The 22,041-nt window shown below is 36.6% G+C and carries 23 protein-coding genes; 8 read left to right on the top strand and 15 right to left on the bottom strand.

All coding sequences use genetic code 11. The features are described from left to right. Window positions 1-18: 18 nt before the first annotated feature. The 3 genes from ABMA76_RS10785 to ABMA76_RS10775 all read right to left on the bottom strand — a co-directional run bounded on the left by ABMA76_RS10785 (window position 19) and on the right by ABMA76_RS10775 (window position 2,891). Entirely contained in the window at window positions 19-243 is a 225-nt protein-coding gene (locus ABMA76_RS10785; RefSeq protein WP_392857147.1) for a YggT family protein, read from the bottom strand. Between the two features lie 81 nt (window positions 244-324). Further along, complete coding sequence (locus tag ABMA76_RS10780; protein ID WP_392912306.1) at window positions 325-621, bottom strand: hypothetical protein; 297 nt, start codon at window positions 619-621, stop codon at window positions 325-327. Further along, window positions 618-2,891, bottom strand: coding sequence for a DNA polymerase II (locus tag ABMA76_RS10775; protein ID WP_393061587.1), 2,274 nt, complete (start codon window positions 2,889-2,891; stop codon window positions 618-620). The genes ABMA76_RS10780 and ABMA76_RS10775 overlap by 4 nt, the downstream gene beginning before the upstream one ends. Between ABMA76_RS10775 and ABMA76_RS10770 the strand changes: the two genes are divergently transcribed. The 7 genes from ABMA76_RS10770 (at window position 2,892) to ABMA76_RS10740 (ending at window position 11,149) form a co-directional block, all read left to right on the top strand. Beyond that, complete coding sequence (locus ABMA76_RS10770) at window positions 2,892-3,548, top strand: hypothetical protein (RefSeq protein ID WP_392912301.1); 657 nt, start codon at window positions 2,892-2,894, stop codon at window positions 3,546-3,548. A gap of 76 nt (window positions 3,549-3,624) precedes the next feature. Continuing rightward, the gene (locus ABMA76_RS10765) at window positions 3,625-4,062 is read left to right on the top strand and encodes a 6-carboxytetrahydropterin synthase (RefSeq protein ID WP_392857154.1); all 438 of its coding nucleotides are present in this window, start codon (window positions 3,625-3,627) and stop codon (window positions 4,060-4,062) included. 205 nt (window positions 4,063-4,267) lie between these two features. Beyond that, the gene (locus ABMA76_RS10760; RefSeq protein ID WP_393061585.1) at window positions 4,268-5,359 is read left to right on the top strand and encodes a chorismate mutase; all 1,092 of its coding nucleotides are present in this window, start codon (window positions 4,268-4,270) and stop codon (window positions 5,357-5,359) included. A gap of 19 nt (window positions 5,360-5,378) precedes the next feature. After that, window positions 5,379-6,536, top strand: a complete 1,158-nt coding sequence (locus ABMA76_RS10755; RefSeq protein ID WP_392857158.1) for a pyridoxal phosphate-dependent aminotransferase — start codon at window positions 5,379-5,381, stop codon at window positions 6,534-6,536. Continuing rightward, on the top strand, window positions 6,536-7,267 hold the full coding sequence (locus ABMA76_RS10750; protein WP_393061583.1) for a prephenate dehydrogenase/arogenate dehydrogenase family protein: 732 nt from the start codon (window positions 6,536-6,538) through the stop codon (window positions 7,265-7,267). Before ABMA76_RS10755 ends, ABMA76_RS10750 begins: the two co-directional genes overlap by 1 nt. 8 nt (window positions 7,268-7,275) lie before the next feature. Then, window positions 7,276-8,097, top strand: a complete 822-nt coding sequence (gene pheA / locus ABMA76_RS10745) for a prephenate dehydratase (protein ID WP_393061581.1) — start codon at window positions 7,276-7,278, stop codon at window positions 8,095-8,097. A 76-nt stretch (window positions 8,098-8,173) separates the two neighbouring features. Then, on the top strand, window positions 8,174-11,149 hold the full coding sequence (locus ABMA76_RS10740) for a metallophosphoesterase (protein WP_393061579.1): 2,976 nt from the start codon (window positions 8,174-8,176) through the stop codon (window positions 11,147-11,149). Between the two features lie 64 nt (window positions 11,150-11,213). Here the strand turns inward: ABMA76_RS10740 and ABMA76_RS10735 are convergent, their stop codons facing one another. Genes ABMA76_RS10735 through ABMA76_RS10720 form a run of 4 tightly spaced genes read right to left on the bottom strand, consistent with a single transcriptional unit; the run spans window position 11,214 to window position 14,124 of the window. Further along, a complete protein-coding gene (locus ABMA76_RS10735) occupies window positions 11,214-11,987 on the bottom strand; it encodes a PP2C family protein-serine/threonine phosphatase (protein WP_393061577.1) in 774 nt (257 codons plus the stop codon). Beyond that, window positions 11,977-12,723: a protein kinase gene (locus ABMA76_RS10730; RefSeq protein WP_393061575.1), complete on the bottom strand. Its 747-nt coding sequence runs from the start codon at window positions 12,721-12,723 to the stop codon at window positions 11,977-11,979. The genes ABMA76_RS10735 and ABMA76_RS10730 overlap by 11 nt, the downstream gene beginning before the upstream one ends. Continuing rightward, on the bottom strand, window positions 12,716-13,327 hold the full coding sequence (locus ABMA76_RS10725; RefSeq protein ID WP_392912285.1) for a septation protein IspZ: 612 nt from the start codon (window positions 13,325-13,327) through the stop codon (window positions 12,716-12,718). The genes ABMA76_RS10730 and ABMA76_RS10725 overlap by 8 nt, the downstream gene beginning before the upstream one ends. 11 nt (window positions 13,328-13,338) lie before the next feature. Beyond that, a complete protein-coding gene (locus ABMA76_RS10720) occupies window positions 13,339-14,124 on the bottom strand; it encodes a WYL domain-containing protein (RefSeq protein ID WP_392912283.1) in 786 nt (261 codons plus the stop codon). A 90-nt stretch (window positions 14,125-14,214) separates the two neighbouring features. Between ABMA76_RS10720 and ABMA76_RS10715 the strand changes: the two genes are divergently transcribed. Further along, window positions 14,215-14,712 (top strand): hypothetical protein, encoded by a 498-nt coding sequence (locus ABMA76_RS10715; protein ID WP_392912281.1) that lies wholly within the window; start codon window positions 14,215-14,217, stop codon window positions 14,710-14,712. Here ABMA76_RS10715 and ABMA76_RS10710 read toward each other — a convergent pair. From ABMA76_RS10710 to ABMA76_RS10675, 8 genes are all read right to left on the bottom strand, one after another. Continuing rightward, on the bottom strand, window positions 14,662-15,576 hold the full coding sequence (locus ABMA76_RS10710) for a pseudouridine synthase family protein (protein WP_392912279.1): 915 nt from the start codon (window positions 15,574-15,576) through the stop codon (window positions 14,662-14,664). The genes ABMA76_RS10715 and ABMA76_RS10710 overlap by 51 nt on opposite strands. After that, on the bottom strand, window positions 15,551-16,396 hold the full coding sequence (locus ABMA76_RS10705; RefSeq protein WP_392912277.1) for a flagellar motor protein MotB: 846 nt from the start codon (window positions 16,394-16,396) through the stop codon (window positions 15,551-15,553). The genes ABMA76_RS10710 and ABMA76_RS10705 overlap by 26 nt, the downstream gene beginning before the upstream one ends. Window positions 16,397-16,460: 64 nt before the next feature. Further along, window positions 16,461-17,228: a motility protein A gene (locus ABMA76_RS10700; protein ID WP_103216391.1), complete on the bottom strand. Its 768-nt coding sequence runs from the start codon at window positions 17,226-17,228 to the stop codon at window positions 16,461-16,463. Window positions 17,229-17,463: 235 nt separating this feature from the next. Continuing rightward, the gene (locus tag ABMA76_RS10695; protein WP_392857177.1) at window positions 17,464-17,697 is read right to left on the bottom strand and encodes a hypothetical protein; all 234 of its coding nucleotides are present in this window, start codon (window positions 17,695-17,697) and stop codon (window positions 17,464-17,466) included. A gap of 132 nt (window positions 17,698-17,829) precedes the next feature. Next, window positions 17,830-18,990, bottom strand: coding sequence for a chorismate-binding protein (locus ABMA76_RS10690; protein WP_392912275.1), 1,161 nt, complete (start codon window positions 18,988-18,990; stop codon window positions 17,830-17,832). Then, window positions 18,965-20,326 (bottom strand): replicative DNA helicase, encoded by a 1,362-nt coding sequence (gene dnaB, locus ABMA76_RS10685; protein WP_392912273.1) that lies wholly within the window; start codon window positions 20,324-20,326, stop codon window positions 18,965-18,967. The genes ABMA76_RS10690 and dnaB overlap by 26 nt, the downstream gene beginning before the upstream one ends. A 72-nt stretch (window positions 20,327-20,398) precedes the next feature. Then, the gene (rplI, locus tag ABMA76_RS10680) at window positions 20,399-21,013 is read right to left on the bottom strand and encodes a 50S ribosomal protein L9 (RefSeq protein ID WP_392912271.1); all 615 of its coding nucleotides are present in this window, start codon (window positions 21,011-21,013) and stop codon (window positions 20,399-20,401) included. 1 nt (window position 21,014) lies between these two features. Continuing rightward, window positions 21,015-22,025, bottom strand: coding sequence for a DUF2232 domain-containing protein (locus tag ABMA76_RS10675; RefSeq protein ID WP_392912269.1), 1,011 nt, complete (start codon window positions 22,023-22,025; stop codon window positions 21,015-21,017). Window positions 22,026-22,041: the final 16 nt, after the last annotated feature.

The following is a 22,041-nucleotide window of genomic DNA, read 5'->3' as shown; positions in this document are numbered from 1 at the left end:
TTTGAAATTACAAAGAAACTAAAAAACTGCGACGAAAATCTTTAAAAATAAAATGACAATCATCGGAGAGATATCAAATGGAATATCCATTTCAGGTAACATGCGGCGAACTGGCCCACATGTGTAGTCTGAGAGTTGCTTAATTCTGATACAAATTGGATGTGACTTATATTGAGGAATATAAGAAATAATCACATCAATGATGAGAATAAAAATATAAATATCAATTAATGTTCGAATCAAAACAGAACCCCTTTGAACTGCTCAATAGAATATATAAGAAGCGAAAAAAGTTCAAGCGATGGTAAGGAAATAAAAGTGACGCTATTTCACGATAGTGGCCGGAAGTACCTTGCCTAGCTTATTACAAGCGATTTCATATTTATTCTGACAAGATAGCTCAAGATACTTTTGCGCCTTTGCATGCTCCCCGTCATCCTGATAAATATCAGATAATAAGAAACAGGCCGGGGCGTTATTCTCTTGCTCACAAACATATAAGTAGAGATCTCGTTTAAAGAAAACGTAGATGATGGCCATAATAAGGAACACAGAACCCATAAAGGCCCAATTCTTCTTATAGCTTTTTCTAGAATGTATTACTTCTTGTTGCTCGCTCATTCAAATAAACTCATTTGTGAACCCATGACAATATCGTCAAAGGAGATACCCATAAATTTTAGCACATCAGTTGCCACTGGAGACAGTTGTTTATCAATATAGTGTTGATAATCGATATCTTTCGGTGCAAAGTCCAGTGGAACTGGCCCATGCATTGTTATTAAGTAGTCGATTTTCCTGATATTCTTATTAGGCTCCTTTTCTTGTAGCAACCTTGCGGCCTTCACATGAGGAGGGTTTGTCTTTGTGTACTCACTGATATCTTTTGATAACCTCTTTGAATAAATCAATTCTTTATCAAATAGGCCGTTTTTAAGATCATTTACATAATTCTTAATATATTCATTTAAAGATTCAGCATTAAAGAATCGCTTATAAATTTCGTATTGAAAACTCTTTGCGGCCTTCGTCCAATCAGAGCGAACAAATTCCATTCCAGAAAAATATAATTCACCATTATCAAAAATTCCGGCGTAGCGTTTTTTTGCACCCATCTCAGAACTACGAGACTCAGGAATAAAAAGTTTCTTAAAACACTTTTCATACTCCATCTCAAGATGTGACTCGAGATCATAATCTCTTTCAATAAGTTCACTTAAATGCGTTGTAATCTTTCTGGCAAGTTCAGTAGCAGCTTTATCTTTTTGAGAAACCTCTAAGAACTTTAGTTTTATAAAGACAGAGTCCGTATCTCCATAAACAACTTCATAACCAAGAGAGCGAGCATAATTCATGGACTCATTTAAAAGCCACTGCCCTGTTGAAGTTATTGAGGTTGCAAGGTCTGCATGATAAAAGCGGCAACCACCTGATCCCATCACTCCGTAAAATGAATTCATTAAAATCTTTACGGCCTGTGATAAGTTTTTATCTTGTCTCGTCTTTGCAATTTCTCTCTGCTTTAAAAGAAAGTCAATTTGTTCAGGAAGAATATGTTCCGTCTTAGAAAAGGCAACACCATTTTTAAGAATTGTTGAATTAACATCTCCTTTTAAACGAGACAGAGGATCAATCTTAAAAGTTTTTATAATCGTTGGATACAGAGACTTAAAGTCTAGAACCACAACGTTTTCATGTAATCCTTTGGTTCCTTCTATAACGAGTCCACCAAGTGATGCACTTTCCTTATCGATATCTAAGGTATTTCCTGCAATAAAACCCTTGCGATGAAGACGCGGTAAATAGATATGATCAAAGGCCCGTGTTGAGCCAGATAGACGATCAATAAGCATTCCACTAAGTTGTACGCGACGATAAAGGTGATCTATAATTTCTAGCTTCTTATAAATATCAAGAACGAGAGTACAGTCGAGAATATTATATTTTGCAAGAGCATGCTTCTCTTCTAAGAAGCGTCTTGTGATCTCTTCAACCTTATCCATCCCTGTTTCAGTAATATCTTTATTCGCACCAAGAACAGCAGTAGCAACAGTATCGAGTTTGAAGTTTTCAAATTGATAGAATGCGGACCTTAAAGTTGGAGGCCCATCAATGACTTGACGACCTGCAATTGTTGAAAACCAACCGGCGCCCTTTCTTTCTCTTAAACGAACTTGAGAGCCATCGCGCCCAAGGTTGAACTTAATACCAAATTGTTGGCACTTTCGTTCTAAGAATTTTAGGTCAAAACCAATAACGTGCCAGCCGACGATAAAGTCAGGATCATAATTAGGAAAATCGTTAATGAATGAAATCATTAATTCTTTTTCACTACGATAGAAAGTTGTTAAGTCATCATTTGAGTACTGGCCACTTTCATCAACCATATAAACTTTTTTAATATCGCGATCACCTATTTGATGAATTGCAATTGAGTAAAGGTCATTTCCCATACTCGTTTCAATATCTAAGGACATAATATTAAAATTAGGCGTAGGCTTTTGGGCGGACTCGTGAATTCCCAGGGCCTTCATTTGTGGGTTATGAAAAACACGTACATTCCCCATCACTTGAGCTTGTCCTTGAATTAGAACTTCACCATTAATGAATCTCTCCATCAAGAATCGTTCATTTGGTCTAACATCACTTTCATAGGTACGGATTCCATTTTTATGAAAGTGCTCTCTTGTATCCATGAGATCTTTATGACGATTAAAATAAATACCATCTAAGGTTCTACCATTGAAGGCCTTTAGGTTTAACTTCTTTCTCTCACCTTGAAAGCTAATATTTAAGTTGGCATCACTTTCAATAAAAAAGAGAGGGCGCTCGTTTGAAGTAATAACTTTAACAACATCTTCTGGTGTTTTAATCCAAAAGATAAGTTCCATATGATTGGCCTGATCAAAAACTTGATCGTGAATGATAAAACCCTGCGTGCTTATGATATTCGTCATGGACAGAGCGTAGCTTATTTAGAGCAATTTGTTAAAGAGGATTTAGCCTTTTTTAGTATTTTCTTAAGTTTAGACATTGGCAAAAGCCCCGATATGCAGGGCATGACAATAACAATCGTATTCACAGTATTCAATTTAGTTTTTTTAGTGGATTTCTTTTCGGAAAAGGATGACAAGGGCAAGAAGTATCGCTTACTCAGCTATATGTTCTTTGGTGTCTTGGCACTCTTATCCATTCAAGTTTTCCAAAACCCTGTAATGACCGTGGTATTTACAGCCCTTTCACTACTGTCCTTAGGATTCGCTCTTTTAAATGAGTTCTTAAATCCCCCTAAGAACTCAAAAGAAAGAGTCTACAATGGCCTAGTGAATATGCTCTTACCAGTTGCGATTTACTTTATTGCCCTAAGATGGTTTCCCTCAGCTGGAAACTTCGTGGCAGCAGAAGGAGGACAGGATATTAATCGCAATATCTTCATTATCCAAACTCTTCTGGTTCTGGGTGTAGCTTTCAAGTATTCCCCTACCCTCATCTTTACCAAAAAAGCTACCAAAGAACTTAATGAAGATATCAAAACTATCAAGTTATAGTCCCTTCTGGGACTAGATCATGTGGCCATGATTACCCGATCTATGCTAGTGTGTAGGTACTTAAACGGAGATAATTATGGCCACTTTTAAATCAACAAAACACTTCTATGGTTTCCCATGTACACACCGTCAATGGAAAGCAGATTCACACTGTCGCTTCGTTCACGGATACTCTCGCTCATTTCACTTTGAATTTGAATGTTCTGAATTAACAAAGGAAATGTGGGTTATGGACTTTGGTGATCTTAAAGATGTAAAGGCCTGGCTTGATGATATGTTCGATCACACTTTCCTTGCATCACAAGATGATCCATTTATGGATGAGTTTAAAAAACTTGATGAAGCAGGTGTCGTTCAACTTCGAGTTCTTCCGAATGCAGGAATGGAAGGAACAGCAGAATTCGTTTACGAAAAAATGTCTGAACTTATTAAGAAGAAAACTGACGGTCGCGTATGGATTTCTCGTCTTGAAGTAAAAGAGAACGAAAAGAACTCAGCAATTTATATTCCATAATTCTTATAGTGGGCCTGATATACTTAGCGATATTTTGGCCCATAACTTTCCCTAAGCAAATAATTCCATTTACATCAAATAAACACTGAATAAATTAAGAAAATTTAAGTCAATTTCGATGAGTTAAAGACTTGAATAGTATCGTATTGAGTAATATAAATTTATCTTAATACTTGACCAAAAAGAAAGCCTAAAAGGATGTCACATGAAAATAGCGCCACTAAACTCTTGGATTAAAATTGATGAAAAGCCTCTTGTTATCGCTGGGCCGTGTTCAGCAGAAAGTGAAGAGCAAGTATATCAAATTGCAAAAGAGCTAGTTGAAAATGGCAAAGTGGACGCCTTTCGTGCAGGTATCTGGAAGCCAAGAACTCGCCCTAATACATTTGAAGGTGTCGGACTAGTTGGCCTTCCTTGGATGGAACAAGTTAGAAAAGATTTTAATATTCCTATTACGACAGAAGTTGCAAATGCTTCACACGTTGAATTAGCCCTTAAGCACAATGTGGATATCCTTTGGATTGGTGCACGTACGACAGTTTCACCATTTGCTGTTCAAGAAATCGCTGAGGCCCTTAAAGGTGTCGACATTCCAGTTATGGTAAAGAATCCAATCAACCTTGACCTTGCGCTTTGGATGGGTGCTATTGAAAGATTTTCAAATGTTGGCCTAGATAAACTTGCTGCAATTCACAGAGGTTTTTCTAGTGCAGAAAAAACAAAGTACAGAAACAAACCATACTGGGCCATTCCAATCGAACTTAAAAGATTAATGCCAGATCTTCCAATTATCTGTGACCCTTCACACATTGCCGGTAACAGAAATCTTATTGGAGAGGTTTGTCAGAAGGCCATGGATATGAATATGGACGGTGTGATGGTTGAAACTCATATCACTCCAGATAAAGCTTTAAGTGATGCCGCTCAACAGGTAACACCTAAGATGCTTCATGAAATTATCACTCACCTACAAGTTAGAGATGCCGTTGGACACAATGACGGATTTGAAGATGAGTTAAATAAACTTAGAAATAAAATCGATCAAATTGATAATGATATCCTTGAATTTATGCATATGCGTATGAATATCGTTAAGCAAATTGGAGCACTAAAGAGTGCAAATAACGTCACTCCTCTTCAAGTTGGAAGAATGGATACTCTAATGAATGATCGTATTGCTAAGGGAGAAAAGCTTTCACTAGATCGTCGATTTGTGGAAGAGCTTTACCATGCAATTCACACTGAGTCAGTTAGAGAACAAACTCGTATGATGAATGATTTTAAGAAAGAATCATAAAAAGTGATATAATAAAGTTATGAAAGTATCTGAAAGAGTGGAAGGAATTGCTCCGTCTGGTAGTATCCAGATTTCGGCACAAATTACAAACCTTAGAAGTCAAGGAAAGGATATCATCGGCCTAAATGTCGGTGAACCAGATTTCCTGCCCAAAGAAAGTATTCTAGAGGCCATCTATGAGGCCCTTAAGAAAGGAAAAACCAAGTACTCTTCTGTAAGTGGTGAGCCAGAACTAAGGCAGGCCATTGCAAGCTACTTTAATCATCGTTGTAAAACTCAAATTGAACCTCAAAATATCCTCGTTGGAAATGGTTCAAAACAAATTATCTTCAACTCATTTCAGTCGATTCTAGATGAAGGTGATGAAGTTATCGTCCCTATTCCATACTGGGTCACAATTCCAGAAAGTATCAAGCTTGCTGGAGGAAAGTCTGTCTTTGTTAACTCACAAGAAGATTTTCACCTCGATCTTGATGCCATTAAGAATGCAATTACATCAAAGACAAAAGCAATCTATATCAACACACCAAATAATCCGTCTGGTGCAGTTTATACAAGAGAAGAACTAACAAAACTTGGTGAAATGGCCATTGCACACGATTTAATTATCGTTAGTGATGAAGCCTATGAATCTCTTACTTATGATTGTGAATTCGTCTCACCTCTTATGCTTGGTAAAGAAATTGCAGATCGATCAATTTCGATTCAAAGTTTCTCAAAATCATTTTGTATGACAGGCTTTCGCGTCGGTTACATGATTGCCAAGGAAGAGTTCATTAAGAAAGTAGATAGCTTCCAAGGCCATCTATGTGGAAATATTCCACCATTTACACAATATGGTGCCATCAATGCCATTGAGCATAGTGATGAAATCATTGGCGATATGTTAGAGACAATGACTGAGCGTAAAAAACGTGCTTATGAGCTATTCTCACAAATCTTCAAAGTAACTCAACCTCAAGGGGCCTTCTACCTCTTTCTTGATATCAAACCATTTATTGAAAGAGGAATTGTAAATGACTCGGTTGAGATGGTGCAAAAGCTAATTGAAGAAGCTGGCGTTGCCCTTGTTCCAGGAAAATTCTTTGGACAAGATGATTATATCCGCCTGGCATTTACAGATTCAGTAGAACGAATTGAACAAGCTTACGAAAATATAAAAAAGGTTCTTTGTTAATGAAAGTTGGAATTATTGGGTTCGGACGTTTAGGAAAATTAATTTCAAAATACCTAGAAGAAGATTTTACAGTTGAAGTTTATGATATAAACGAAGGTGTAAAAGCAGAAATTGAGGCCATGGGGTGTCACTTCAAACCTCTTGAAGAAGTTTGCAAAAATCCAATCGTCATTCCTTTTGTTCCAATGAATAAATTTGAATCTGTTATTGAAGAGATCGCTCCACTACTATCTAAAGATGCTCTCGTTGTTGACGTCTGTTCCGTTAAGGAGATGCCAGTTGCTGCAATGAAGAAGCATCTGCCAGAAACAGTCAGCATTCTTGCGACTCACCCAATGTTTGGGCCAGACTCAGCAGGTGAAACTTTATTTGGAACTAAAATAGCTGTTTGCCCTGTTCGCATCGAAGATAAATACTATCAAAAGATTTGTGCCTTTATGCGCTTTCATGGAATCAAGGTAATAGAGACAACAGCGGCCGAGCACGATAAACAGATCTCCCACTCTCTTCTACTCACTCACATGATTGGAAGAACGCTAATGGATATGGATGCGAAAAAACTTCCGATCGACACAAAAGGTTACCGTAGACTTTTAAAAATTTTAAAGACTGTCGAAAATGATTCATGGGAATTATTCGCAGATATGAATGAGCATAATCAATATGCCAAACAAACTCGTGAAGACTTCCTCGAATCGTTTAATAAAGTTATCAAAAGGCTTGAAGATTGAATAAAGGCATGAAGGTAGCATTTCAAGGCACCAAAGGTTCTTACTCAGAAGAAGCACTCTATAAATATTTTGGTAAAGACGTTGAGGCCGTGGGCATTGCCCTAAGTGAAGACGTATGTAGCGCCCTTGAAAATGAGGAAGTCGCTTGTGCCATCTTACCTATCGAAAATAGCATCGTCGGAAACGTCGATATCAATATGGATTTAATTTTTAAACATGACTTCTTTGCCATTGGCGAACTCTACTTAGAAATTAACCATTGCCTTATGGCCAATCAGGGTGTTGATGTAGCGGATATCAAGGCCGTCTACTCACACCCGATTGCCTTGGCCCAATGTCATGGCTTCTTTAAGAAAGAAAGCCTAAAACCAGTTGCGGAGTTTGATACTGCAGGCTCTGCCAAAATCATCTCTGAATCAAAATCTGAAAATGAAGCCTGCGTTGGTTCACGCCTTTGCGCAGACTACTACGGCCTCAATATCATTCAGGAAAAGATTCAAGATGAAGCAGACAACTTCACTCGCTTCCTTATTTTCGTTAAAGAAAAGAATATCCCAACGGGAATTGGAAAAGAGAAAACAAGTATCGCTTTCACAACAAAGCACCACCCTGGAGCACTTCTAGGCTGCCTACAAGTTTTCGCTGACTACAGCATCAACTTAACGAAGCTTGAGTCACGCCCAATCCCTCATCAACCATTTAAGTATATCTTCTATGTTGATTTCATGGGTGCGCTTCACAATGACAAGGTCCAAGAATGCCTTAAAGAGTTAAAGCGCGACGCCAATGACATTAAGATCCTTGGAAGTTATCCTGCTGGACAATTCTAAGTGCTCACCTAAAGTCATCTAATTAAAGTTATTTTTATTTACAACGATAAGTCTCCCCGAATATAAAGGGAGATTTATGGGAAACTTAAATATTATTCACTTAAGTGATATTCATTTAAATAAAGATGATCAAAACTGGGTAAATACATCAATCAACACGCTACATACATATATTACTTCGAACTGTATTATAAAATCAGATCCAATCTTACTTGTCTTAACAGGAGACATTGTAAATAAAGGAAAAAAAGAGGAATTTGATTTAGCAACAAGCTTCTTAATAGATCTCAAAACTAAAATGGAAGATGAAGGGTATATATTCAACATTGTTTCATGCCCAGGAAATCATGATTTAGACTTTGCAAATTCCGACGACATGCGCGATCAAATCGTAGATTTTATACGAAATGGCACAATGAAAATATCACAGCAAGTTATTGATACTTGCACAAAAGAATTATCTAACTACTTCATTTTCAATCAGGAGATTGAGAATGAAAAAGTAGAAAATAAGATGCAATGGAGTAGAACATTTAATTACTTCAATAAGAAAATTACATTTAACTGTTTTAATTCGGCCTGGATGTCTAAGATTCAAGAACCTTATGGTGCAATCGTATTTGATTCAAATTTTTTAAATATTAATGACGGTGATGTTGTTTTTACAATTACCCATCATCCGTCTAATTGGCAATCACAAAACAGCATGCATAACTTTCAGAGAACCATCGAAGAAAAAAGTGACATTCTTCTATCTGGACATGAACACACGGAAAATGATTACATCAAAACATCAGATAAAAATGAATGCCTATTCTTAAGGTCATCAATTGGAAAGGATGGTGATCAAATTCTCTTTAAACATCTTATAGTAGATATTGGTGCTAAACAATTCATCGTTAAAAACTTTAATGGAAAAGAAAGTACGAAAGAAGCTAAGGCAAAAGAGTTCTTTAGGAAACAAAACTTTAAAAAGTTTAAATACCAACCCAAACCTGAATACCTACAAGATATTAATTCAATAAATTTAAACTTAGGTCATAATATTTTAGATAAAGTTTTGCTAAATGATATTTATATCTGGCCTAATCTTAAAGTAGACTTAGATGAACATTCACAATCTGAAATAGAACTTCGAAAAGATGAATATTTAAAAAAGTTTATGAGTGGAGGCGTTTATGGCATTTCATCAAAACAACATGGAGGAAGAACATCTTTCGCCAACTCATTATTCATAAGTTTAAATGAAAATGGGAAGTTACCAATAATTATAAATATAAAGGATATAATTAAGAAAAAAAATAAAAACATAATTCAAGATTTTAAAAATTACGTATCTAATACTTATATTGGACAAAATTATGATTTCATCCCTAAGGAAGATAAAGTTTTAATAATTGATAATGTTGGTAATGATGAACTGGAGGATGATAACTTCAATGATATCATTGAGAGTTTTCAAACTACTTTCACTACAATTGTTTTTCTAGCAGATGAGTCTTTAAAAATAAGACAACTAATTAATGTGAACTATGATTTTACGATATATTCATTTTCGGATTTCAACTCCGAAAGAACCCAACAGCTTATCAAGAAATGGATTACAGCTGGAGACAAAAAGAACGAATATGATCCAGTAAAAGTTAGTTATTATTTAAAAAGAGTTAGAGAAACCATTTCCTTGAACTTCATTCCAAACACACCTTTTTATATAATACTCATAATCAATAATATTTTGAGTGCTGAATTTGATCAGGATCCATATTCGAGTACATCATTAACATTAGTTGATAATTTGATAAACATTACTTTAAACAATATATGCATAAGAGGTATAGGGCCTGAAGGACTTCAAACGTTATTATGTTATCTCGCTTATTATGCCTATCAAGAAGATAACAAGTTATCACCTATCAGATTCAAGAATGTATGTGATCTATATAAAACAGACAGTCTTGTAGATTTTAATATTGATAAGACAAAAGCACTATTAGTTAAACATAGAGTTTTAAAGGAAGACATGAAGCAAATTTCTTTCAACAATGACTTTCTTTATCATTATTTCATAGGTAAACATATTGCTACAAATCTTGAAGATCATATTAAATTTGAAATAGAAAAAGAATTAGTAAAAAAATCCCATAAAGATCTAGAGTCAAGTATTATTATATTCACAGCATACTTTTCAACAGATAACTCTATTACTGAACTTATGATTAAAGAAGGACAAGAGGCTCTTCATGACATTGAAGTGATAAATCTTGAAAATGCAATAAGCAGTATTACAAATAACATAAAGATAGAAAAGGACTATCTCCAAATCAATAATTATGATAATCCTGAAAGTAATTTAAATGAAAAAATTGAAAGAAATGAACAACTCAATAATATTGTAGATACTAAAGAGGATCAACTTAATGAAGCTAATATGATATCTCGATCATATCGTATTATAAATGTACTAGGCCAAATACTCCAAAACAAAGCTGGTAGTATGAAAGGCCCCCTCAAGTTAACATTGGTTGAAGAAATTCAAGCACTAACAGCGCGTACTATTAGTTTACTTCATCATGCTTTAGAGACACATCTAGATGACGTCTACAAGTATGTTAAGAAGATTGCACTTGAAAGGCTTGAATCATCAAAAAATAAAATTACAATTAGTAATATAGATTTAGAAAATGATGTCAAAAAATTACTTAGTGAAACATTCATCCATTTTAGTTATTGGATGATTGAACGTATCTCTCTAACTTCAGGTTCAAGTACTCTTATACCGGTATTTCAGAAAGTGGCTAATGATAATCCAACGAATCTTCACAAGCTTGCACATTTGAAAATTTATCTAGATCATACAGCGCCAGACGAATTGGATATAGAAAAATTAAAGGCAAACATCCCAAGGATATATCTACCAATGAGATTACAAAAGTTCATGATCTATGACTATATTAAAACAACAAAATTACCAATATCAAAAAAACAAAGAATATGTGGCGAATTTGATATAGATATTAATAGTGTAAAGATTATTGAAGATAAAACAAAGTAAAAGTTACTAGGGTTCCATGCACCTTTGGTTTCGTACGTGCGAAACCAAAGGTGCATGGAACCGGCTAGGCCTTAACCTTTCGAATCGCGATAAAAGAAATATCGTCATACTTAAGCCAGGCCTCTTCGTTTTGAATTTTGCAAAACTCAGCAAGGTTTTCAAATGACTTATCAAAGATCCCTTGTCCGATGAGTTCTGTAAGGGAGTCGTGAGGGATATTATCAAAAAGCCCATCACTTCCAATAAGGATCGTGTGACCTTTTTTGATGCTGGCACCAGACGTTGATTCAATTTTAATGACGTCGTCACCCATGAGGTTATTCACATAATTTCTTTCAGGGTGAGCAAGGGATTCCTCTTGTCCAAGGACTCCGGCCTTAACCATATGACCGACTCCAGAGTGTGGAGTGGAAGTATAGATTTCATTCCCATGGGCATTCCAATAAAGAATTTCAGAATCCCCAACATGGTAGAAACGAACCATATCATCTTTAATCTGGGCAAAGGCAAGAGTTGATCTTGCACCGGCCTTGAGATCTGATACATTCTGATTGGCAGCTTCAATAAGCTCTAGACAATTGCTACCGTCTTTGTAATTTGCAATGGCCTCAACGATGGCAACGGCAGCGTCCCGTCCACGAGGATGACCGCCAGCTCCGTCAGAGACTCCAACAACGAATGACTTTTCTTCTCCGCTAATAAAGAGTGCATCTTCGTTATTATCGCCTGATTCTTTTAACTTATGTTTGGCAATGAAGTAGCCAATGCGATAATCACCAAAGTCAAAAATATCGTGTTCAAATTCCGCTACATCGGAAACTATTTTCTTAAACGGCATCAGACCAATCCATGGTTTCTAAGTGGTAACGAAGCATACTAATATTCTTAAAACGATTTAAGATCATCCCACGCTTAAGTCCACAAATGATATATTTAATGGAAGGAGATAACTTCTTGTAATGCTTCTGTCCTCCTAGGATATCATAGAAAATTCTGATGATTTTAATGATATCTTCGTCGCGATTATCTTTTTTTGAATCACCCCAGTGATGAAGATCAATAATCTTTAAATCAAACTCTAATCCAAAGCGACGAATGATAATATTTTCGGTGTGAAGGTCTCCGTGATACTCACCTTCAAGGTGAATAGACTCGACTCCTACGACGATTGAATACAGCAAGTGAATGGCAGAGAAGATTTCAAGGCGCTTACCTTTTTGCTTTTGGATAAACTCTCCAAGCATCTCCCCTTCGATAAACTCAGAAGTTAGGCATGCTACTTTTTGACCTTTTAAAGTTACCAATTCATGAGAGATACAGTCCATTACAATTGGACTATGGCTGAGCTTTTCAAGCTTTAGGGCATATCTTGTGCTCACTTTAAATTTTTTATTTCTTTGTGGGAAATAGATTTTTATGGCCCTTTCAATATTGGTGTGTTTCTCCCTTACGCGGTAAACCTCACCTTCATACCCAGAACCAAGTTTTTCAAGAACCACATAACGATTTGCAATTGTTCTTCCTGGAGAAATATCAAACTCTTCAATCTCAACAATATCGCTTGCCTTAGTCAATTTGGCCTCCGTGGTGTGTTTGAATCATATCGGCTTGGGCCTGCATTTGCTCAAGCATAATCTTCTTTACTTCACGTCTAATTAAAATAATTTCTAATACTAAAAAGACCGCAAAAACAATATAGAATCCAATGGATTTAAAGAAGGCCCAACGAGAAGTTGTTTCGTAAATGGCCAAGTAACCCATAAAAATACCATTGAATAGAAGAAAGTAGGCCAAGTGATACTCGATTTTCGTCATTATCTCTTTTGGTACATTGGCCTTCTTTTCCATATCTTCCATCATCGTAAGCATAAGACTCTTGCCCTGCTTGAGATTAAAAATAAGAAACCCACTAAGAAAGAGCCCCGTAAAAAATGGCTGTAACTTAAACCAAACTCCATCATGGCCAATAAGGGAGATTGGCCCAAGAATTAAAATAATGATGAAATTTAACTTAGAGATTGAGTGAATATGTTTAAAGAATATCTTTTCAAAAATGATTTCTAAAATTGCCAGCGAAAGACCGCCAATAATGGCAATCTCCACTGTCTGTGTTTCTTCAAGGTACCAATAAAGAAGTGCCGGGAGAAACGATATTAGAAATAAGTTATTCTTTTTCATCTCATGTCGGATTATGCAGCATTTCTTCTTTTCTGGCAAAACTCCTCAAATTCTTCTTTTATACAACTCGGTTCAAGAATTTCAATTTGATCGCGCATTGAATATAGCCAATCAAATAAATAAAGAGACTTCTCGACAGATGCGGCCCAAATGATTTCACCATACTGATTTGTTGTTGAGTATGGATGACCTAGAAAGATTAAATTACTTATTGGAGTTAACTCGAATCCATAGTTAAGTTTTAATACTAAACGCTGATCACTGCCATCAATATGTCTTAGAGCATTAATATACTCTTCAATTTCAAATCTTGAATACATTGAAGCGTAATCAAAATCCTGAAATTCAATATCATCGACTTCGTTCATATCAATTGTGATTAATTTCTTTGTCACAACATCTTCACTAATGACTTTATAAAGATTCTGGGAAAGAACAACTCTCCACGGACGAACCTTCTTCTTAGAGTGATCTAGGAATGTAAACTCACAGACACGCCCTTCTTTACAAGCGGCCTGAATATCCTTAATAAGTTCACGATGTGATGTATTCTCAAGTAAGATATCGCCATAATCCCTACGCCATGAAAGTGGCATCAGTAAAAATTCATTATCTTTGGGACGAAGGTCAATCGATAGTCCATAGAAGTGAGACTTCTCATAAAACATATAGAATTCATCGCGATTAATATGATTTTTTCTTAGGAATGAAACCAAACTAATTGGCTTTCTAATTTCTTCTAAATTAAATAAAATATTCCAAAAATTTTGATCTTCCATAGACGAAAATGACGTCATTACAGCTCCTTAAATAACCTACTATATTTATCGGATATGGCCATCATTTCCTTTAGTGATTTTTATAAAATTTAGTGCGATAATATTGCTATGGTATTGAAATCACTACTTAGGAATCCAGTACTCGGGTTCGGAATATTAATATTTATTATCTTTATCTTTCAATTAAGAGAAAACGGCGCTTTCCAAAAGCGTGCAGATCGCATGTTAGCGACATCGTGTCGTTCTGTAAAAGTACGTCTTGATAAGTATATGCACCCTTCTTGGAAGATTGAGTGTAATAAAAATAACCTAGAAGTGACAATTCCTGTTGATGAAAAGATCGTACCTGAGGGAACGGACAAAGAGATCCTTCGTCGTGAAATGTACAAGGCCCTGGCCAATTCTTATATTTCAATTTCTCGTTATGCTATGGAAGAAAGTCTTGAGCGAACAATGATGATTGTAGTCAAACTTGTTCATCCAAAGATGATTCTCTCATCTCTTTCTGAAGGTAAGTATGTTGTGAAGTTAAAGACACTTAAAAATAAGAATAACCTAGCTCGCCACATCCATCAGACTATCCAAGTCCAAGAGGTCGCAGAATAGCTCAGCCTTCTCGGCCTTAAAGCAAGTTGTGTGTCCATTTACATCTAAGCAGTATTGAAAGGCGTGGAGATACAATCGCTTATCTTCTTTCTCATTATAATCATCGTTATAAAGAGGGTCTCCCACAATTGGAAAGCCTGCGTGAGAAAGTTGAACACGTATTTGATGGCGATGGCCTTCATTTAAAGTGATCTTAACAAGTGTGAGATCTTTTTTGTCCTGATAGAAAATAGGTTCAACTTTTAAAGTCGCTTCAACTCCAATGTCATTGACGATCATCTTCTCACCCTTGATGCCACTTGAGACAAGGCGATCAGTTAAATCCATCTCCTCTTTAACCTTTCCTTTGACAATAGCGAGATAGGTTTTCTCCTTAGCAATTTGAGAGAAGGAGTTTCTAAGATTTTCGTGAATGAGCTCATCTTTAATATAGATAAGAACACCACTCGTTAATTGATCGAGACGATAAAGAAGGCCCTTTTCATAATCAGAACGAGAGTTTCCAAGACTTGGGAGATTAAAACGTGAGCGCATGAAATTTAATACTGTATCAGTTTCACTATACTCCATTGGGTGACCGTGAATACCTTGCGGCTTATTTAAGACGATAAAAATATCGTCTTCATGAATCACTTCAATGGCCGGCCCTGTATAAATAGGATTAACGTGAAAGCGATTTAAAAGATCTCTCGGTAGGTATAGTTCACTCTTTGGAGCGAGATGAGATTGCAGCATAACCTTTGAAATATAAGAGGTCTTAATTGCTTTATTAGAAAAATGGAGCTCCCCTTTAAGGAACTCCTTCAAACTATCTTTTTCAGTGAGATTACAAAAATTCTTATTGTGCTTCAACTTTGTGGCCATTATCTTCAAGATCACGCTTTCTAATCATAAATTCAACTTTACGATTTTCGTTATCAATCTCCATTTGAGATCGTCCCGGAAGGTCTGTTAAACGGGTATCACCATAGAATACCGTTGAAATTCTTTCTGGATTAATTCCTCTTCTAATAAGAGATTTAGTGGCCGCAGTGGCACGAGCGGATGATAACTCAAGAGCATCACTCTTTCCATCATTTGATACTTCACCGCGAGCGGCATAACCCATAACAAAGACTTTCCAATTACGCTTTTTAAGAAGATCAATCATACGTTGGTATGATGAAACAGCTATTTTCGTTGATTCAATTTCAACTGAACCACGCTTAAAGTAAATCTTATCATTAACTCGAACAACGATACCTTCGGCCTGTTCATAAACTGTTACGTTCTCACTTAAGTTAAACTCTTTTAAGTCATGACGCATATTTTTTAGAACTTCTTCTGAGCCACGATTTATTTCATGTTTATCAAGAATCCCTTCCATTGTTAAAAATTCAATTGGGAAAGGTTTGATTGGAGTTTGAGATTCCATCATTGTCGGGAAGTTATCAGGAGACTTTCCTTTTTGAATGACTTCACCCTGTTGAAGAACGTTACCACCAAAGGCATTGCGAATTGAACCAAGGGCCGCTTCATATTTGGCCGTCTCAGTCTTTGCAAAAGAAAGAAGAAGTACGAAGAATGTAAGTAGAAGCGTTACAAGGTCAGAGAACGTTGCCATCCAACCGGGAAGGCCCGGTACACACTCAGGACACTTCGCGTTTCCGCCATCATCAACTACTGCAGCACTATCATCTGCCATTTCTTACTCCTTGATTACCCTTAGTATTTATTCCTCAAATACTCATTTAAAATTTGTTTAAAACTTATTCTTCGCCTTCGTCCGAAGCAGATCTTTCACTTGGTGGAAGGAATGAATTAAGTTTTTCAATAATCATACGTGGGTTCTCACCTGCAACAATCCCAAGTGTTCCCGCAACAACGATACTCATGGACATAAGCTCCATTTGAGATCGATATGAAATTTTATTCTTAACAGGCCCTGCAAAAACGTTGGCAATAATCGCACCATAGAACGTTGTTAAAAGGGCAACGGCCATGGCAGGACCAATCGCCGAAGGATCTGAAAGGTTCTGAAGCATCTGTACCAGACCAATCAGAGTCCCGATCATTCCCATCGCTGGGCCATCGGCTGCAACACCATCAAAAACATCAGCACCAGTTTTATGGCGTGACTCCATAGAATCAATATCCATTTGTAGAATTGAAGCAATAACTTCAGGAGGTCTGTTATCCGCTGCTAGAGTCATCGCCTTTTTCATAAACGGGTCATCAATTTCTGCTTTCTCTAATGCAAAAACTGATTCTCGTCTGGCAAGCTCCGCTAGTTCTTTAATTTTGTTAATTTTATCTTTTGGATCCACTGGAGTGAAGAAGATTGATTTCATTGCAATTGCAACAAGACCTTTTACAACCTCCATTGGCCAACGATAAAGAGTAACTCCGATTAGACCTAGCCCAACAACGAGTACAGAAGGAACATCGATAAAAATCGAAATTGCCCCACCTGACATAATGGAACCCATGATTCCACCGACTGCTAAAACTAAACCTATGACTGATGCTATATCCATACAACATTCCTATGAAAATTTTCCTATTTCATTCTAAGTATCGGAAATGAGACGGCCTACCTTAATAAATTTTTAGTAAGCACTTTAAATTGCATAGTTGTGGAAATTTCTACCGATTGAAGGTGTTCAGTAAGGGCAATAAAAAATGCCCCTCTTACTAAACCTAGGCTTAAGTAAGAAGGGCATTAAGGAGATTATTGAGAAACAAGTCCTATGTTTCCAAAAGATTAACTGACTATTTTACTTTAGAAGTATCGACACCATGCTCTTGAAAAGTTGTGTCGAGAAATTTAAGCATTTTTGATCTCAATTCATCCATTGAAACAGTATCATCAAGCATTAACTCTTTCTTAATGAAATCAGTTGGTACACCTGAGATTTCAACTAAATCATTTAATTGCACCATAACGTCCTTGTTGTGAGTATCTTTGTTCTGTGTTGTCTGTGTTGTGTTGTTTGTCATATCCATTGACTTCCCTCTCCTGTGACAAATTTTCAACGATCCATGTTGGAGCAATCCTTTGCTTCACTTTGTCACAAAAAAATCATATCTAGCGATAGATTTGAATGTCAAAACTATCAAATGACATGTAAGAATTTATTAGATTTTTACATCCTTAAAGAAAACCTTAAGAAAGCTATTAGCTTTGGCTTTTAGTTCTTGAAATTCGCTCTGAGCGTCACTCAGTAATGTGATTCCTCCTCCGGCCCCATATAGTGCGCGTCTGGAAGATGGTTCAAGATCTAAAGAACGGATATTTATAGATGCTTTAGATATTGTGTCAAAATTTAAAATGGTAGAACCTGTGTAAATCCCTCGGTCTTTGGTTTCAATCTTTTTAATCAATTCAACGACCCTTTTCTTGGGCGCACCAGTAATGCTTCCACCTGGAAAAAGAGATGCGACAAGTGCCAATGCATTACACTCTTCTAGTTCGACGCTGATTTTTGAGTATTGATGAATAAGGCCAGGGACACGAAAGAATTCACGTAGTGACTCTACTTTAGAGAAGTTCTTGCCAATGGCCGATAGGTCATGCCTTAAAAGATCGGTAATGATATTGAGTTCACTAGTGTTCTTAGCATCATTAATGAGAAAATCCTCACCCAGCTCTTGCGCTACAGTTCCCTTAATTGGCCTTGTTATTAACTTCTTTGCTGCTTGATCAAATTCATAGAGACACTCTGGTGAGTTACTTATGACAAGACGATCCTCAAATGGAAAGTTGAGAATATGTGCAAACTCACCAAGTTTAGAGAAAAGCTCTTTGCTTAGAAAGGTATTAATAAGATCTTCTGTACTCGAAATCACGACTTCGATAAGTGAGGTTAGATTTAGCTGATAACAATTACCAGCTAGTAAGTTCTCATAAGTCATCTTAAAAAGTTTCTCATACTCATCTTCACTTATAATCTTTTCAATACTTGCCGTTGGTTTTCTAAAGCCTTCAATTGGCCTTATAAAGCTTTTATTTTCAAAATTAATAAGAGTTGCAAGACTAACTTCATTTTCGAAAGACGGGGCCTCTAATAAGAAATAGTGGCCTAATTCATAGTGAAGTGATTGTACATGCCAGCTGTGGCCTAATAACTCTTTTAAAACAGCAACAGAAAACTCCTGTTCAGTTTCATTTAAGCGGTCATAAATTTTCTTATTTGTTATATGAAGGTATTTTGAAGGCCTCTCAAGTTTTAAGAAGCCTTCTTTATGCTTAAAGATTGCGTAAGCAGATTGCTTAACTTCTTCCATCGTCTTGTGCATAAGCGATATTTTCGAAACTTGTGTGCGCACCAACGAATGTTAGCTTGGCCGTTCCAACTTCACCACCACGGTTTTTACCAACGATAACTTCTGCAATCCCTTGATCTTTTGTATCTGGGTTATAGTACTCATCACGATATACGAACATGATAATATCGGCATCCTGCTCAATTGAACCAGATTCACGAAGGTCTGAAGTCATTGGACGCTTATTCGGACGAGACTCAACCCCACGGTTAAGCTGTGAAAGTGCAATAACCGGACACTCAAGTTCTTTGGCCATATTCTTTAGGCCCCTTGAGATTTCAGCAATCTGCTGTTCACGAGGAAGCATCTTATTATGTGAACTCATTAGCTGAAGGTAGTCGATAACAACTAAGCCTAGGCCTTCTGAAGCCTTGATCTTTCGACAAGCTGACTGAATATCAAGAAGGTTTGTCCCGGCATTATCATTGATATAAATTGGCATATCAGCAAGCTGCTGAATCCCCTGCCCAATTTTTCTTAAATCTGTTTCGAGGAACTCTTTTGTACGAATTCTTTTTGAATCGATCTTCGCACGTTGAGTTAGAAGTCTCATTGAAAGTTCCTTGGCCATCATCTCCAGAGAGAAAAGCGCGACAGGAAGTTTTGAGAACTCACATGCGTTTTGTGCAACGTTAAGAGCAAGAGCAGTCTTCCCCATGGCAGGACGAGCAGCAAGAATAATCAGCTGACCAGGTTGCATACCAAGTAATAATTTATCAAGGGCACCATAACCAGTTGGTACACCATGAATCTCACCAGCGATGCGAGATGTATCTTCAATTTCTTTAATATTTTCTTTTAGACATTCATTAAGCTTAACCATACTTCCTTGCTTGGCCTCGTTTGTAAGACCAAAGAAGATTGATTCTACTTCCTGAATGAAGTCTTGTGCATTTCCTGAGAAAGTTGCACCTTTGTCCGCTACTTTTCTAGCTTGGCGAACGAGGTCTCTAAGAGACGCTTTATCTTTAACAGTCTTCGCATAGTGGCGAAGGTTGGCACTCGATACCTGATCTTCAGTAATATCGAGAATAAAGTTTTGACCACCGATTTCTTCCAGGCGATTGTGATCCGAAAGGTATGAACAAATTGTTACGTAATCAACAGGATTATTCGAATGAACCATGTCTTTAATGGCATCGAATACAATTCCATACTTCGGATTATAAAAATCCTTTCCTTCTAACTTTAAGTCAGAAATTTCATCGAAAGACATACTATCGAGAATTAAACACGAAAGTAGAGATTTCTCTGAAAGAGTATCATTTGGAAGTGTTCTTGCGTTGTTTGTGTTGTTTTGATCAACCATATTCTGCCCCATAATATGATTAGAAATAAAAAGGGAGGCTCAAGGCCTCCCCTCTTTAATATAAGAAAAAAATTAGCTTCTTAGAATTCTATTCGCTTCCATTTTTAACTTTTCTTCTTCAGTCATTTCACCAGAAGTGTCACCTGAAGCAGCAGCTTCTGCTTGCTCTTTAGCAAGAAGATCTTGAGCAGCTTTCATTGCAGCTAGCTCTTCTGCTTTTTTCTTGTTTTCTTCTTCTTGTTTTGGATCCATTTTTACAGTTACTGTAAAAGCAGCTTCAACACCATTGAAGATCTTAGCTTTAACATCGTAGCTACCAACCGCACGGATTGGGTTTTCAAGAAGAAGGTGTCTTCTTTCTACGTTGTGACCTAGTTTACCTAGTTCTAGAGAAAGCTCGTGAGTAGTAACAGAACCAAATAATTTACCGTTAGTACCAACTCTTTTGATTAGTTCAATGTTTAAACCATTGATTGTACCAGCAACTTTTGTTGCTTCTGCTTTATCAGCAGCAACTTGCTTAGCAAGTAGTTTTTCAAAGTGCTTAACTTGAGCTGTGTTTGATTCATCAGCAAGAACTGCAGAACCATTTGGTATTAGGAAGTTTCTTGCATAACCAGCTGAAACGTTAACGATCTCACCAACGTTACCAAGAGACTTTACAGTTTCTTTAAGAATAACTTTCATTTTATATCTCCTTATTATTTTTAAAAAATCTTCTAAAGTTGACCCAATAATCTAAAAGGCCAACAATCGCAATAAAACGATGAGCAAAGAAAATAGTCATAATCGCAAGAATTGAGCGAACAAACCCAGTCACCTTAATATATTTTAAGAAGTCTAAGTAAACACCCATTCCTTGAAAGAAATAGAATATTCCTAAGCAAAGTAAGATATTAAGGCCAATAACCTCAATAATCTCACCACCGATATACTCTCCACCTAAGAAGAGAGCTAGCCCAACAACTACGATAAGGGCAAAGTACTCAGGCACTTGAAAGCGCACAAAGTGCTTTAATCCATATTTATAGCCGTGAAGCATTTTCCATAACTTTGCATTTCTTAAAAGCATGAAAACCGTTAGCCATAGAATAAAGAATGTACTTACAAAGATAACAGCGAATCCCCACTGATAGATTCTTTTAATGATATCATCAGGGTTCTCGAAAACACTTTGATAAGTTGCTGCGACTTCTCCACCGCGAGCAATCAGTTCTTTATAATCTGGCGAATTCTTTAATTGTGACAAACCTTCATTTACTGAAGTTGTAATCGTCGTTGAGATTGTTGAAGGAAAAATCACTTCAATCGTCCCCATGATTCCGAAGATTACGAGTAGTAAGATGAGTCCTCTTTTTAATAATCCTTTTACAGGATCTTCATTGCGCAAAATAGTCGCAGCACTTAAGTAACCAATGATAACAGCGTAGAATAAAACATACGCCGAGTTAGCAAGGATTAAGAAAGAGTCGCTCGATTGAGCAGCAATAAAGCAGAGAACAATCGTTACACCGAAAGTCACAAGCGTCTTTAAGTTTCCATAGATCAAGAAAGCGAATGCCACTGGAAGCGGTGAAAATACACCTAGTGGATAAGCAACGCTTAAGATCAAACTCACGACACATAAGAAAAGCAACTTCCCTATTGTGAAGTTATCTTTTGAGATAAGTGTAAATGTGTTTGGTTTCTTATCGTTCATTATCTTTTTCTAATTC

The organism is Halobacteriovorax sp. ZH5_bin.2 (assembly GCF_043196375.1).
Classification (GTDB): Bacteria; Bdellovibrionota; Bacteriovoracia; order Bacteriovoracales; family Bacteriovoracaceae; genus Halobacteriovorax_A.
Note: the sequence above shows the minus strand (reverse complement) of the source record. Positions and strands in the feature narration are given on the sequence as shown.